A 13,139-nucleotide genomic window follows, 5' to 3' on the forward strand; every position below is an offset into this window, starting at 1 on the left:
TCCCGCTTACAGGCGCATCGGCATGACAATGAATTTAAATAAGGGTTGTTCGGGTTCTTCGATAAAACAACTGCTGGCATTGCCCGCTATCGTCAGCACCGCCAATTCGGAATCAAGATTCGAAACCGCATCCAGCATGTATTGCGAGTTGAAGGAAATACTCAGCGTCTGACCGTGATAATCGATGATCAGTTCTTCTTCCGCTTCATCGTGTTCCGGGTTATGCGTGCTCAGCTTAAGAACGTCGCCGCCGATGTCGAAGGTCACGCCTTTGTATTTTTCGTTGGACAAGATCGCCACCCGAGTCAGGGCGTCGCGCAACACCTGCTTTTGAATCAGCAACGGCGTCATGAAAGATTGGTTGAAGACTTTACTGAAGTCGGGAAACTTGGCATCTATCAGCTTTGAGGAGAATACCACATCTTTGAATTGGACCTTGATATGGTTGGCCGAGAACTGTACATCCAATTCCGCTTCGGGATCGTCCAGCAAACGGTTTAGCTCCTGAACCGCTTTGCGGGGAATGATGATGCGCGATTCGTAGCCGGTGGCGAAACCGATGTCGTCCTCGAAAATCGCCAAGCGATGGCCGTCGGACGCCACCAGTTTCATCTTCGAATTACTGACGTGAAGCAATAAACCGTTCAGGTAATACCTGACATCCTGGTTGGCCATGCAAAACAGGGTTTTATCCAGGCCCTTCTTAAATTTGCCGGCATTCAACGCAAACCGGTATTCGTATTCCGATTCGTTGAACTCCGGATAATGCTCCGCCGGCAAGGTGCTCAACGAAAATCGGCTACGGCCCGAGGCTAGTTTTACCTTGTCTTCATGCAACTCGAACTTGAGCTCCGCACCGCCAGGCAATAACCGGCAAATATCTAAAAACTTGCGAGCCGGTACCGTGATGACGCCAGGGTTTTCTATCGATTCACAATAGACCTTGCTGACGATTTGGATTTCGGTATCGGTACCGGTCATCACCAGAGAACTTTCATCCGCCCACAACAGCACGTTGGAAAGAATAGGCATGGTCTGGCGCTTTTCTATAACACTGACGATTTGCTGCAACGATGGCAGAATCAGATCTCGGCTAATAACAAATTTCATAGATATCTATTTTTTATTTTTACTATTAACAAGTCGCAAAGCTGTGGAAAACTCGATTTACACAATATAAAACAAACGATTGTCTTGTACGTAACAAGGCGGCGATCCCGGTCCATAGCCTGTTGACGATTTGTGGACAACAGAGATGGCAACTTTATCCACAAGTTTCGTGCCAAGAGCGCCAGGTCCTAATGACAGGGTTTTCCACAATTGGTCGGCGTATTATCGTGGAAAAAGCTAGTGTGTGCTTGACGGTTTTCGTCACCCGCGCAAATCTCGAAAAACGAGTTCCACGGGCTTTGTCTGTCTGTTTACCGACTTTTCGTTTCGACCGTCTCGCGTCGAATTAATCAATAATAATGTAAAAGAAATATAGTTTATTACTGCTATTAGCAAGCCCTTTGGTTGTGGGTAAGCCCAATTTTAGAAGTGCTTTCATAGTCTTAGTGTCTGGCGAATCTTGTCTTTTCGGGTAGGTAACGCCTGTGCGGCAACTGTGGACAACTTCGAGTCTTGAAGTTATGCACAGCTGAACCACAATCTACTCGGTGGGATAAAGACAGGATAGTCAACAGCAGAAATGACGGTTTCTCGACGCGCGAATCGACGGTGTAGGCAATGGATTAGGCCGAAGATACCCGTTTGATTGGCGGCTGTTCGAGCGGGAAGGACTAATTTTTAGGGATTGGAGAAATAAGAAGTTTGGGACAAACATCGTTCGCGTTTCGGTCAAGCGGGTAATTCGAAAGATTGCCGTCGGAATGACCGGTCTTTCCGCGCGAATGGGGATACAACCGAGTAACAGGAAGAGCGATCGATGCCTGAACTTCGAGGTTTAGTGTTTGAGCCGGCGTGGTGGCTTTGGGCGGAAAGCGCCCGGAGTTGGCGGCAGCGAGCGATATCGCCCGCTGCAAGGCTTAGTGCGACAGCGTGCGCAGCAGGTTTTTGTAGTCTTCCGCCATTTTGACGTCTTCGTCCTTGAGTTCGGCGACTCGTTTGCAAGCATTGATAACGGTGGTGTGGTCGCGGCCGCCGAAAGCATCGCCGATTTCCGGGTAGCTGTGCGAAGTCAGTTCCCTGGCTAAAGTCATGGCGATTTGTCTAGGGCGGGTAATCGACTGCTTGCGGTTTTTCGACGATAAGTCGGCAACCCGGATTTTGAAGTATTCGGCGACGGTTTTTTGGATATTGTCGATGCTGACCAGTTTGTCCTGCAAGCTGATCAAATCGTGCAAGGCTTCCTTGGTAAATTCGACGGTGATGTCGCGGCCGGTGAATTGCGAATTCGCGACCACCCGCCGTAGCGCGCCTTCCAAATCCCGCACGTTGGACGGAATGCGCTTGGCGATGAAAAAGGCCACGTCGTGGCTAAGGTCCACGCCAACCTGTTGGGCTTTCTTGATTAAAATAGCGGTGCGGGTTTCCAGGTCGGGCGGTTCTATCGCCACCGGCAAACCCCAACTGAAGCGGGACTTCAAACGGTCTTCCAGGCCCTCGATTTCTTTTGGGTACTTATCGCAAGTTAGTACCACCTGATGTTTTTGGTCGAGCAGATTATTAAAGGTGTGGAAAAACTCTTCCTGCGAACGTTCCTTGCCGGCCAGAAATTGAATATCGTCCATCAACAAAACATCGATGTTGCGATAGTAATCCTTGAAATGATTGATCTGGTTTTGTTGCAAGGCCTTGACCATATCCTGCACGAATTTTTCCGAATGCAGATAGACGATGTTGGCGTCCGGTTTTTTCTGCAGCACCGCATTGCCGATCGCGTGCATCAAATGGGTTTTGCCCAAGCCGGAACTGCCGTAAATAAAGAGCGGGTTGTACACCTTGCCGATGTTGTCGGAAACCGTGACCGATGCGGCGCGCGCCAATTGGTTGGATTTACCCTCGACGAAGCTCTCGAAGGTGAACGCCTTATTTAAAAAGTTGGGCTGGTTTTTTTTCTGAACCGGACTTTTGTTCAGCGTTTGCGTTTTGATCGCCGACGCTTTCTTGCTGCCGATTTCGAAATGCACCGCTAGCGTGGCGTTGGAAAATTCGTTGACCGCGTCTTCGATGCGGGTCAGAAAATGTTGCTTGATATGATCAATGATGAAGCGATTGGGCGCGAGCAGTTTTAACTGGCTGTCGGTTTCCACCGCTTGCAGTGGCCGGATCCACGTATTCAGGTCGGTGCCGGGAATTTCATGTTCCAGCTTGGCCAGGCAGTTGTTCCAAATCACACTCATTGGGGGGTGTCTAAGACGTCTAAAAAAGACGGCAAATGATAGCACAGCGGCGGGATAGGGCTTGACTCTTGGTCGTTATCAGAAAAGAATGGCGGCCGCATCGATTTCCAGCTTTTTACAATGACTACCGGCAAACTTTACATCGTTTCCGCGCCTTCCGGCGCAGGGAAAACCAGTTTGGTCAAACGTTTGACCGCCGAACTGGACGGTCTGACCGTATCGATTTCGCATACGACGCGGCCGATGCGGGTCGGCGAACAAAACGGCGTCGATTATTTTTTCGTGTCGCTTGACGAATTCAAAGCCATGATAGAACGGCAGGCCTTTCTTGAACACGCTCAGGTATTCGACAATTTCTATGGCACGGCCCAACGGACCGTCGAATTGGCGTTGGCGGACGGTACCGATGTGATTTTGGAAATCGATTGGCAAGGCGCTCAACAAGTTAGGAATATGCTGCCGGACAGCGAGTCGATCTTTGTCCTGCCGCCGTCGATCGAGATTTTAAAACAGCGCTTGCGCGGGCGCGGTCAGGATACCGAGGAAACCATCGCCCGCCGGATGCAAGACGCCGTCACCGAAATCAGCCACTATCCGGAATTCGATTATCTGGTGGTCAACGACGACTTCGAAACCGCGCTAAACCAATTAAAAAGCATCGTGATCGCCAACCGGGTCGCTCAGCGGCGACAACAGCAACAAATTGCCGGTTTGCTGGAAAACTTACTCAACTAACTATAGATAAGCCACATGAAGACCATCCATCCCAAATCAAAACTTATCGGCGCGGTTCTGCTATCCGTGGCGGCCTTGACGATCACCGCTTGTTCGGACGATAAGTCGCAGCCGGCCGGTTCGGAAAAATCCGCCGCCAAGGCCAAGGCGCCGGAGAAAAAACACGTCGAGCACGGCGAAGCCACCGACACCGCCAAGTTTCGATTCGAAAAAGAATTCGCGCAAAAATGTACCGAACGCGAATTGCGTAACTCGAACAATCCGGATGTGGATAAACCGCGCTTGGAAGAAAGCTGCGGCTGTATCGCTCGGCATATGTCCGAAGACTTGGCAGATACCGAAGCCGAAAAGTATTTGAAAGAACACGAAGATACCCACTCGCTGCAAATCAAGTTCGATGCGGCGGCCTATTTTTGCCTGCAAAACAAACCGGTACCTAAAGGTCCGCATTTGTTCGGCAAGCCTTAGTAAACCCCAACCGGTTTAGGTTGATGCTGGTCAACGATAAACCAGCATTCGCCTCCGAAAACTAATACCCGGGGTAGTGGCTTCAGTCACAATCGGTCCGGTCGAGCGGCTCAATGCGAACAGCCCCGACAATTTCTAGCCGGAGCAATGAGTTCGGGATTAACGGAAAACGGTGGATTCCGTTTTTGGCGAGGTAGAAAAACCGCTAACCCAATTAAATTGTTCGGAGTCTCCTCGGGTTTTAACCTTATTTCACAGTCAACCGCTTGAAAACTAGTGTGCCGGAGAATGGCCGGAAATGCCCTTTTCCCTCGGTTAGCGATAGCGATTTGCCAACGGATTTTTTCATCATGACCTCATCCAGCGAACTTTTTTCTCAAGCTCAACAAGTCATTCCCGGCGGCGTCAACTCGCCGGTGCGGGCCTTCAAGGGCGTCGGTGGCACGCCGGTGTATTTCGATCGCGCTCAAGGCGCTTACGTTTGGGACGCCGAAGGCAAACGCTATATTGATTACGTCGGTTCCTGGGGGCCGATGATTTTGGGTCATGCCCATCCGGCCGTGATCGATGCAGTCAAACTCAGCGCGGAAAAAGGCCTGAGTTTCGGCGCACCGACCGAAATCGAAACGCTGATGGCACAAACGGTTTGCGAGTTGCTGCCTTCGATAGAAATGATCCGCATGGTCAGCTCCGGCACCGAAGCCACGATGAGCGCGTTGCGCTTGGCGCGCGGTTACACCGGCCGCGACAAGATCGTCAAATTCGAAGGCTGCTATCACGGCCATTCCGATTCCTTATTAGTAAAAGCCGGTTCCGGCGCATTGACGCTGGGAGTACCCAGCTCGCCCGGCGTGCCGGCCGCGCTGGCCGCCGATACCATCACGCTGGCTTACAATGACAGCGACGCGGTGAAGCAGACCTTTGTCGAAGTCGGCGACAAAATCGCTTGCATCATCGTCGAACCGGTGGCCGGCAACATGAACTGCATTCCGCCGGAACCGGGCTTTTTACAAACCTTGCGGGAAGTCTGCGACCAGTACGGCAGCGTGTTGATCTTCGACGAAGTAATGACTGGTTTCCGCGTCGGTTTGCAAGGCGCTCAAGGTCTGTACGGCATTAAGCCGGATTTGACCACGCTCGGTAAAATCATCGGCGGCGGCTTGCCGGTCGGCGCTTTCGGCGGCAGCCGCAAGATCATGGAATATCTGGCACCGCTGGGCCCGGTTTATCAAGCCGGCACGCTGTCCGGGTGTCCTGTGGCGATGGCCGCCGGCCTGAAAACGCTGGAGCTGATTTCCGCACCCGGTTTCTACGAGGCCTTGACCGCCAAAACCGCAACCTTGTTGGCCGGCCTGCAAGCCGCCGCTGACTCAGCCGGCATCCCGTTTACCACCAACCAGGTCGGCGGTATGTTCGGATTGTTCTTCACTGAAGAAAAAACCGTCAGCCGTTTCGCGCAAGTGATGGCCTGTGACGTCGAGAGCTTCAAACATTTCTTCCATGCGATGTTGGAACACGGAGTTTATCTGGCGCCGTCGGCGTTCGAGGCCGGTTTCGTTTCTGCCGCGCATATGGATGAGGATTTGCAGGCAACGGTGGAGGCGGCGGCCGAGGTATTTAAATACCTGCGGAATTGAATGTAGCGTATGGTTTCAATCCCTGAAAACTCATTTAATTCTTGTACGCTGATAGGTATATTGAAAAGAGATAAGCAATGGCTACTGTGACTTTTGATACTCACAAATTTGTGTGCAAGTTGAAAGAAGCCGGTTTTGACGAAAAACAGGTGGGAAAGCTTTTCGCGACGCCCAAACTGAAGCCGATCCGCTCACCAAAAAGGATGTGCAAATCGAGCTTGCGCCGGTCAAATCGGATTTATTGATCGTCAAATGGATGCTCGGCTTGGTATGTGCCGCCGAAGTCATGCCGCTGCTTGCCAAGCTTTTGGCTTGAACATACGCTGTGTTTATCTGGCTGATTTATAAGTTCGACGACCACTATATTTATATTTTTGCGATCGGCGGACATTGCGAACGACATCGATTGCCGCTGCGATGATTCGCGCAATGCTATTCAAGACGCTGCAAAAGTAATAACCGCGTCACATTTTTTTTGTACCTTCCGGCGGGGATCGGCTTTCGCCGCGCAAGCGGCCGATCCGTCGCTTGTTCCCCCAATTCAACAATTTCGGAAGGTATCATGTCAGTCAAAAAATTCCGCCGCGCCGCGGCTTTCGGCATATTCGCCGCTTCCTCGCTGTTCGCCGCGACCGCTTCGGCGTCCACCGTCGCCATTACCGAATGGATGTATAACGGTGACGAGTTTATCGAATTCACCAACCTGACCAACGCGGCCGTCGATTTCAGCGGCTGGAGCTACGACGACGATTCACGTTCTCCCGGCACGGTCAGCCTCTCGGCTTTCGGCTTAGTCGCGGCTGGCGAGTCAGTGATTCTGGCGGAAAACGATGCCGCTACGTTCAGGAGTCACTGGAATTTGTCGGCGTCGGTCAAAATCATTGGCGGTAACACGGTAAATCTCGGCCGCAACGACGAAATCAATCTTTATAACGCCGCCAACATGCTGATCGACCGGCTGAGTTACGGCGACGGCAATTTTCCCGGCACGATCCGTACTCAAAATGTCAGCGGCAATCCCGGCAACTTGGCCGTCTTGGATCAAGACAACGTAACTTCGGACTGGGTATTGTCTAGCGTAGGCGACAGTTTCGGCTCCATAGCCAGCGTGTCCGGCGAATTTGTCGCCAACCCCGGCAGATTCGCGTTGGCCCCGGCGGCGGTGCCGGTTCCGGCGGCGTTTCCGTTAATGTTGAGCGGATTGGCTCTGTTCTCGATAGGTCGTAAGAAACGCGCATAGGCTTCAGCTATCCCGTTTTGTTATTTATCTTTTTTCAGGAATTTAGACTATGAAACTCCAATCCTTGATCGGCGCGATCGCGCTGGCGGTCAGTGCCGGCGGCGTCCAAGCGGCAAGCTCTTTGAATTTGGCCAACTACCAATTAACCGGCAACTACGCGCTGGATACCTTGGGTGGTATCGGTCTGGAAGCCTCGGCGGTGACTTACGCCAGCGACCGCAACACGCTGTTCTTCGTCGGCGACGAAGGCCTCGGCGTCGTCGAAGTGTCGTTGACCGGGCAAACCCTGGGTTCCATGGCGTTCAATTGGGCGGGAACCGGGAGCAGCAATAACGATGCAGAAGGCCTGACCTATTTGGGCAATGGCCGGCTGGTCGTTGTCGACGAACGTCCGCAAGTGGCTTATCAATTTACCTACAGTGCCGGCGGCAGCGTGGCGCTAAACAATCAGCCGAAAGTGGCGATTACCGGCAGCACGGCCAGTGTCGGCAATGTCGGAACCGAAGGCATCAGCGTCGATCCGCGCGACGGCAGCTTTTACTCGGTCAAGCAAGACAATCCGGCGCAGTTGCGTAAAAGTACGCTGGACTTTGCGGTCGGCTACGGCACCGCATCGACGACGACGCTGTTTTCCGGTAGCGGTTCGTTGTTTGGCTTGAACAGTCTGTCCGACGTGCAAACCTTGTCCGCCGTCGATAGCTTGGCCGGCGGCGCGGGGGCCGACAACTTGCTGATTCTGAGTCTGGATTCAAAAATGTTGGTGGAATTGACGACGGCCGGTCAAATAGTCAGCAGCTTCGATCTGTCCTCCGTTACCCAGCAAGCCATCGAAGGCGTCACCGTGGATACGCTAGGCAACATCTACTTGGTTGCCGAGAACAACGGCAGCGCCTATCCCAACTCCCGCTTGTTCGTGCTAACGCCGACCGCGGTTCCGTTACCGGGCGCGTTGTGGTTGTTCGGTTCGGCCTTGGCCGGTATCCTCGCGGTTCGCCGTAAATCAGTCTAACCGGCGTTCTTTCTAGCAAGCCCGACGGCAGGCCGAATACTCCGGCTTGCCGTCGTCGCGCCGGTTTTTCCAGACTGTCGGCGCCGACTTCCCTTACAATTGACCGACTCGTCCAATCCGGTTCAATTCACCCCTCAAGCACGCGTCGGCGTTGCATCGAAAATGACATTCTTGGAAATCACTCCGTGGCTTTGGCCAGCGAGTCTCGCCGTTGCGGCATCGCTTGGCTACTTTATCGGTGCCCGCCTGACGGGCGCACGGCGCCAGACCCTGCAAGCGCAAATCGATCTGCAACAACAGGTTTTACAGCAACAATCCGTAAAGCTGGCGGTGGCCGAGGAAAGGCTAAGCCTATTGAATCGGCGCGAATCCGAGTTGCAAGCCTTGCAACAACAGCTTCTGGCATTGAAAACCGAAAACGCCGAACTTAATACCCGCCAGCAGGAGCAGCATAAACACAACGAAGAGAAAATCCGCCTACTGCAAGATGCGGAAAATCAGTTAAAAACCCAGTTCGAGAATCTGGCGCACAGGATTTTCGAAGAACGCGGCAAGCAGTTTGTCGAGCATAACAAAGTCAGTATCGAAGGCTTGGTGGCGCCGTTGAAACAGCAACTCGGCGAATTCAAAAGTCGCGTCGAAAGCGTCTACGACAACGAAACCAAGGACCGCATCTCGCTACGCGAGGAAATCGTCTCGTTGCGCCGCGATACTCAGAAGATGAATCAGGAAGCACTGAATTTGACCCGCGCCTTGAAAGGCGACCATAAGATCCAGGGCAATTGGGGAGAGATGATTCTGGAAAAGGTGCTGGAACAATCCGGCCTGCGCAAGGGCATCGAATACGAAACCCAGGGCGCGTTCCGCGACGAAGACAACCGGCTGTTCAAACCCGACGTGATCGTCCGCCTGCCGGACAACAAGGATGTCGTCATAGATTCCAAAGTCTCGTTGAACGCTTACGAGCGCTACTGTTCCAGCGAAGACGATGCCGAACGTAGCGAAGCGCTGAAACAACACGTCGAAGCGGTGCGCGCCCACATCAAAGGCCTTAGCGGCAAGGATTACTCCAGCTTGAAAGGCCTGCGTTCGTTGGACTTCGTGCTGCTATTCATGCCGATCGAAGCCGCCTTCATGGCCGCGTTTCAAGGCGACGAAAAACTATTCAACGACGCCTTCGAACACAAGATCGTCGTCGTCACGCCAACCACGCTGTTGGCGACGCTAAGAACCATCCAAAACATCTGGCGTTACGAGCAGCAAAACGAAAACGCCCGGTTGATTGCCGACAAGGCCGGCGCACTGTACGACAAGATCCGCGGCTTCGTCGAAGACATCGAAAAACTCGGCCACCAACTCGGCACCGTGCAAAAAACCTACGACGGTATCGTCAATAAACTCAGCAGTGGCCAGGGCAATCTGTTGCGCCAAGCCGGCGCACTCGAAGAACTGGGCGTGAAAGTGAAAAAGAAACTACCCAAGAGCCTGACCGAACAAATGGATGCGGACGACGCCGAATGAGCCTGGACTACGCCACGCTGGAGCTGCTGAAACAAAACCACCCGGCTTGGCGCTTATTACGCTCCGACCATGCGCCGCTGATCGCCAGCTTCCTGCACGGGGTCTTCGTCGCCCCCAATCAGCGTCTGATCGGTCAGGCCGATCTGGCCGAAGCGCTGGAAGATGAGTTGTTTGCGTTACGCGAACGGCTGGGTAACGATGCTTTCCCTAAGCCCGCGCTGGACTATCTGAACGACTGGGCCGGCAACGACAAGGCTTGGTTGCGCAAGTTTTACCGGCAAGGTTCCGACGAGCCGTTTTTCGACCTGACGCCAGCCACCGAAAAAGCCATCGCTTGGTTGGGCAGCCTGTCCGAGCGCGCGTTCGTCGGCACCGAATCGCGCTTATTAACCTTGTTCGAACTGCTCAAGCAAATCAGCGCAGGCAGCGAAACCGATCCGGAGACCCGTATCGCCGAACTGGAAAAACGCCGTGCCGATCTCGATGCCGAAATCGCCCGCATCCGCGCCGGCGATCTGCAAGTGCTGGACGACACCGCGTTGAAGGATCGCTTCCAGCAATTCACCGGGCTGGCCCGCGAACTGCTGGGCGACTTTCGCGAAGTTGAACATAACTTTCGCGGCCTGGACCGGCGAGTGCGGGAGCGCATCGCCTTGTGGGAAGGCGGCAAGGGCGAACTGCTGCAAGACATCATGGGCGAACGCGACGCCATAGCCGACTCCGACCAAGGCCGCAGTTTCCGCGCCTTCTGGGATTTTCTAATGTCCAGCCGCCGCCAGGAAGAATTGTCGGCCTTACTGGAACGGGTGTTGGCTTTGGAGCCTGTCGCCGAACTCAAGCCCGACGCCCGCATTCGCCGGGTGCATTACGATTGGTTGGAAGCCGGCGAGCATACCCAGCGCACCGTCGCCGAACTGAGCCGGCAACTGCGCCGCTTTCTCGACGACCAGGCCTGGCTGGAAAATCGCCGGATCATGGAAATCCTGCACGGCATCGAAGCCAAGGCCCTGGCCTTACGCGAAAATCAACCCGCCGGTGAAGTCATGATCATCGCCGAAGCCGCCGCCGACATCGAGCTGCCGATGGAGCGCCCGCTACACACGCCACCGGTCAAACCGCGCATCGAAAGCGTCGTCCCGCAAACCGGCGACGAAGACCTGGACGCCGCTGCGCTGTTCTCGCAAATCGTCATCGACAAGACGCAACTGGCCCGCCACATCCGCCACGCTCTGCAAGACAAACCGCAAATCACGCTGGCCGAACTCTGCCGCGCCCGCCCGCTGCAACACGGCCTGGCGGAACTGGTCGCCTATCTGCAACTCGGCGGCGACAACTTTAAAACCACGGTCGATGAAGGAGTGGAGGATGTGATCGTTTGGCAGGCTGTGGATGGCGAAGGACGGGAATTAAGTAAACAGGCGAAGTTGCCAAGGGTGATTTTTGTCCGGTGACTGCTCAACAGTAGGTTGCGTTGCCACGATGCGGGGGTTTGCTATACTGGGTTAGTCAAATTACTTGGTCAAGGAGCATGCTTGTGAGCACTTATACGCTTTATAACGCCAAAACCCATTTATCCAGCTTGGTCGAACAAGCATTTGCCGGTGAGGAAGTTATCATCGCCAAGGGCAAGGTGCCGTTGGTCAAGCTGGTGCCGATCACCGAAAGCCGTCCGCAACGGAGATTCGGCGCCATGAAAGGTCAAGCGCCGGTGACCGAAGCCTTCTTCGAGGCATTACCGGACGACGAATTGGATGCCTGGGCGCAATAGATGAAAGCGCTACTGGATACCCATACTTTGTTGTGGTGGCTGGACGGCGACGAGAAGCTGTCTCGGATTGCAAAAGAATGGATTGCCGAGCCCAGCCATGTCGTGCTGATCAGCGCCGCTTCGGGCTGGGAGATCGCCACCAAGGTACGTATCGGCAAATTGCCGGGTGCCGAAGCCGTGGTCGATAGCTACCAGGATTGCCTGAAGGAACAAGGTTTTACCCCGCTGGCTATCACAACCGACCACGCATTGCGAGCCGGCAGCCTGCCCGGCCCGCACCGCGACCCTTTCGACCGAATGTTGATCGCCCAGGCTCAGGCCGAGAATATTGCCCTGATCAGCAATGAGGCGTTGTTCGATAGTTATGGGGTTAGGCGGATTTGGTGAGAAGCATTAAATGAATTGGTTCAAAAATCTATTTCGTAAGCTTTTATCAGAGCCATTCTCGTCAGAGGCTTCGACGCTTGCTGAATCGAATCAAGAACAAATTGATGTTGGTCTGAACTCTCAAGTCGCTCAGGACAGTAGCTATAACGATTTACCAATACGGCAGCCGTCTGAAGATCACTTCGGTATCGATCCTTTCGCTCGGACATTGGCGAACAGTATTCGAAAATTGACCAATCCTCACGGTTCAGTTATCGCGCTTAATGGAGTATGGGGCTCTGGCAAGAGCAGTGCAACAAATCTAATTCTTCATCACCTCAAGTCGGATATCGAAAAAAATGACCTCACCGTTATCAATTTTGCGTGTTGGTGGTTCCGTGGTGAGGAGGCGTTAGCGCTAGCGTTTTTTCGGGAACTCTATGCCGGGATTAGCCCAAATCTCTCGGCTCGATTAAAAAAAACATTGTCAAAACTCGGGTCGCGTCTGTTGCGTGCTGGCTCGGCGGTAGGTTCGGCCGTAGATTTGGCTGGGGGGAATGGGGCTGGGAGTGTAGCCGCTGGTACTATGGAATGGTTGAGTGGTTTGATCGCACAGGATGAAAGCGTAGAAGCGTTACATCAGGAATTGTCGCATGCACTCGCCGAACAAAAACGGCGATTTTTAATTGTGATTGATGATATTGATAGGCTTTCTCCTGATGAGGCAATATTGATTTTCCGCTTAGTAAAATCCGTAGGCCGATTGCCAAATGTTGTTTACTTACTTGTCTATGACCGTATTCTTGCAGAGACCATTATTTCTGAACGTTTTCCGTCCGAAGGTCCTCATTACTTAGAAAAAATAGTTCAGGCTTCATTTGAATTGCCGGAACCGCAGCACGCCGATCTAATTAACCAGTTATTGCAAAAAATTCACGCGATTTGCGGAATCCCTGATGAAAATCAGGAATTGCATTTCATGAATCTTTTCTACGAAGTGATTGCGCCAGAAATTGCTACACCAAGAGATGTTAAGCTCTTAGCAAAAAGT

At 53.3% G+C, this 13,139-nt stretch carries 12 protein-coding genes; 10 read left to right on the plus strand and 2 right to left on the minus strand.

Features of this window, described 5'->3' with window-relative positions:
• Positions 1-6: 6 nt before the first annotated feature.
• Together dnaN and dnaA are read right to left on the minus strand one after the other, a co-directional pair.
• Positions 7-1,110 (minus strand): DNA polymerase III subunit beta, encoded by a 1,104-nt coding sequence (dnaN, locus tag A1355_RS22055; RefSeq protein WP_064031436.1) that lies wholly within the window; start codon positions 1,108-1,110, stop codon positions 7-9.
• Between the two features lie 917 nt (positions 1,111-2,027).
• A complete protein-coding gene (gene dnaA / locus A1355_RS22060; RefSeq protein ID WP_064031437.1) occupies positions 2,028-3,344 on the minus strand; it encodes a chromosomal replication initiator protein DnaA in 1,317 nt (438 codons plus the stop codon).
• Between the two features lie 120 nt (positions 3,345-3,464).
• Here dnaA and gmk point away from each other — a divergent pair, with 120 nt between their 5' ends.
• The 10 genes from gmk to A1355_RS22110 all read left to right on the plus strand — a co-directional run.
• A complete protein-coding gene (gene gmk, locus A1355_RS22065) occupies positions 3,465-4,079 on the plus strand; it encodes a guanylate kinase (protein ID WP_064031438.1) in 615 nt (204 codons plus the stop codon).
• A gap of 15 nt (positions 4,080-4,094) precedes the next feature.
• Positions 4,095-4,547: a hypothetical protein gene (locus A1355_RS22070; RefSeq protein WP_064031439.1), complete on the plus strand. Its 453-nt coding sequence runs from the start codon at positions 4,095-4,097 to the stop codon at positions 4,545-4,547.
• A gap of 350 nt (positions 4,548-4,897) precedes the next feature.
• Positions 4,898-6,184 carry a glutamate-1-semialdehyde 2,1-aminomutase gene (gene hemL, locus A1355_RS22075; protein WP_064031440.1) on the plus strand — a complete coding sequence of 429 codons (1,287 nt, stop codon included), beginning with the start codon at positions 4,898-4,900 and terminating at the stop codon, positions 6,182-6,184.
• 562 nt (positions 6,185-6,746) lie between these two features.
• Entirely contained in the window at positions 6,747-7,424 is a 678-nt protein-coding gene (locus A1355_RS22080) for a lamin tail domain-containing protein (RefSeq protein WP_064031441.1), read from the plus strand.
• 49 nt (positions 7,425-7,473) lie between these two features.
• Positions 7,474-8,433, plus strand: coding sequence for an SdiA-regulated domain-containing protein (locus A1355_RS22085; protein ID WP_064031442.1), 960 nt, complete (start codon positions 7,474-7,476; stop codon positions 8,431-8,433).
• A 162-nt stretch (positions 8,434-8,595) separates the two neighbouring features.
• Entirely contained in the window at positions 8,596-9,954 is a 1,359-nt protein-coding gene (locus tag A1355_RS22090; protein ID WP_064031446.1) for a DNA recombination protein RmuC, read from the plus strand.
• Positions 9,951-11,405: a DUF3375 domain-containing protein gene (locus A1355_RS22095; RefSeq protein ID WP_064031443.1), complete on the plus strand. Its 1,455-nt coding sequence runs from the start codon at positions 9,951-9,953 to the stop codon at positions 11,403-11,405. The genes A1355_RS22090 and A1355_RS22095 overlap by 4 nt, the downstream gene beginning before the upstream one ends.
• Positions 11,406-11,488: 83 nt before the next feature.
• Positions 11,489-11,722, plus strand: a complete 234-nt coding sequence (locus A1355_RS22100) for a type II toxin-antitoxin system Phd/YefM family antitoxin (RefSeq protein ID WP_064031447.1) — start codon at positions 11,489-11,491, stop codon at positions 11,720-11,722.
• Complete coding sequence (locus A1355_RS22105; protein WP_064031444.1) at positions 11,723-12,109, plus strand: type II toxin-antitoxin system VapC family toxin; 387 nt, start codon at positions 11,723-11,725, stop codon at positions 12,107-12,109.
• A 10-nt stretch (positions 12,110-12,119) separates the two neighbouring features.
• A partial coding sequence (locus tag A1355_RS22110) for a KAP family P-loop NTPase fold protein (RefSeq protein WP_157197997.1) occupies positions 12,120-13,139 on the plus strand: 1,020 nt, incomplete at its 3' end.

The organism is Methylomonas koyamae (assembly GCF_001644025.1).
In the GTDB taxonomy this organism is placed as follows: domain Bacteria; phylum Pseudomonadota; class Gammaproteobacteria; order Methylococcales; family Methylomonadaceae; genus Methylomonas; species Methylomonas koyamae_A.

Coding starts and splice junctions, on each gene's coding strand:
- A1355_RS22070 (WP_064031439.1), top strand. CDS start 4,095: ATGAAGACCATCCATCCCAAATCAAAACTTATCGGCGCGGTTCTGCTA.
- dnaN (WP_064031436.1), bottom strand. CDS start 1,110: ATGAAATTTGTTATTAGCCGAGATCTGATTCTGCCATCGTTGCAGCAA.
- A1355_RS22090 (WP_064031446.1), top strand. CDS start 8,596: ATGACATTCTTGGAAATCACTCCGTGGCTTTGGCCAGCGAGTCTCGCC.
- A1355_RS22095 (WP_064031443.1), top strand. CDS start 9,951: ATGAGCCTGGACTACGCCACGCTGGAGCTGCTGAAACAAAACCACCCG.
- dnaA (WP_064031437.1), bottom strand. CDS start 3,344: ATGAGTGTGATTTGGAACAACTGCCTGGCCAAGCTGGAACATGAAATT.
- gmk (WP_064031438.1), top strand. CDS start 3,465: ATGACTACCGGCAAACTTTACATCGTTTCCGCGCCTTCCGGCGCAGGG.
- A1355_RS22085 (WP_064031442.1), top strand. CDS start 7,474: ATGAAACTCCAATCCTTGATCGGCGCGATCGCGCTGGCGGTCAGTGCC.
- hemL (WP_064031440.1), top strand. CDS start 4,898: ATGACCTCATCCAGCGAACTTTTTTCTCAAGCTCAACAAGTCATTCCC.
- A1355_RS22080 (WP_064031441.1), top strand. CDS start 6,747: ATGTCAGTCAAAAAATTCCGCCGCGCCGCGGCTTTCGGCATATTCGCC.
- A1355_RS22105 (WP_064031444.1), top strand. CDS start 11,723: ATGAAAGCGCTACTGGATACCCATACTTTGTTGTGGTGGCTGGACGGC.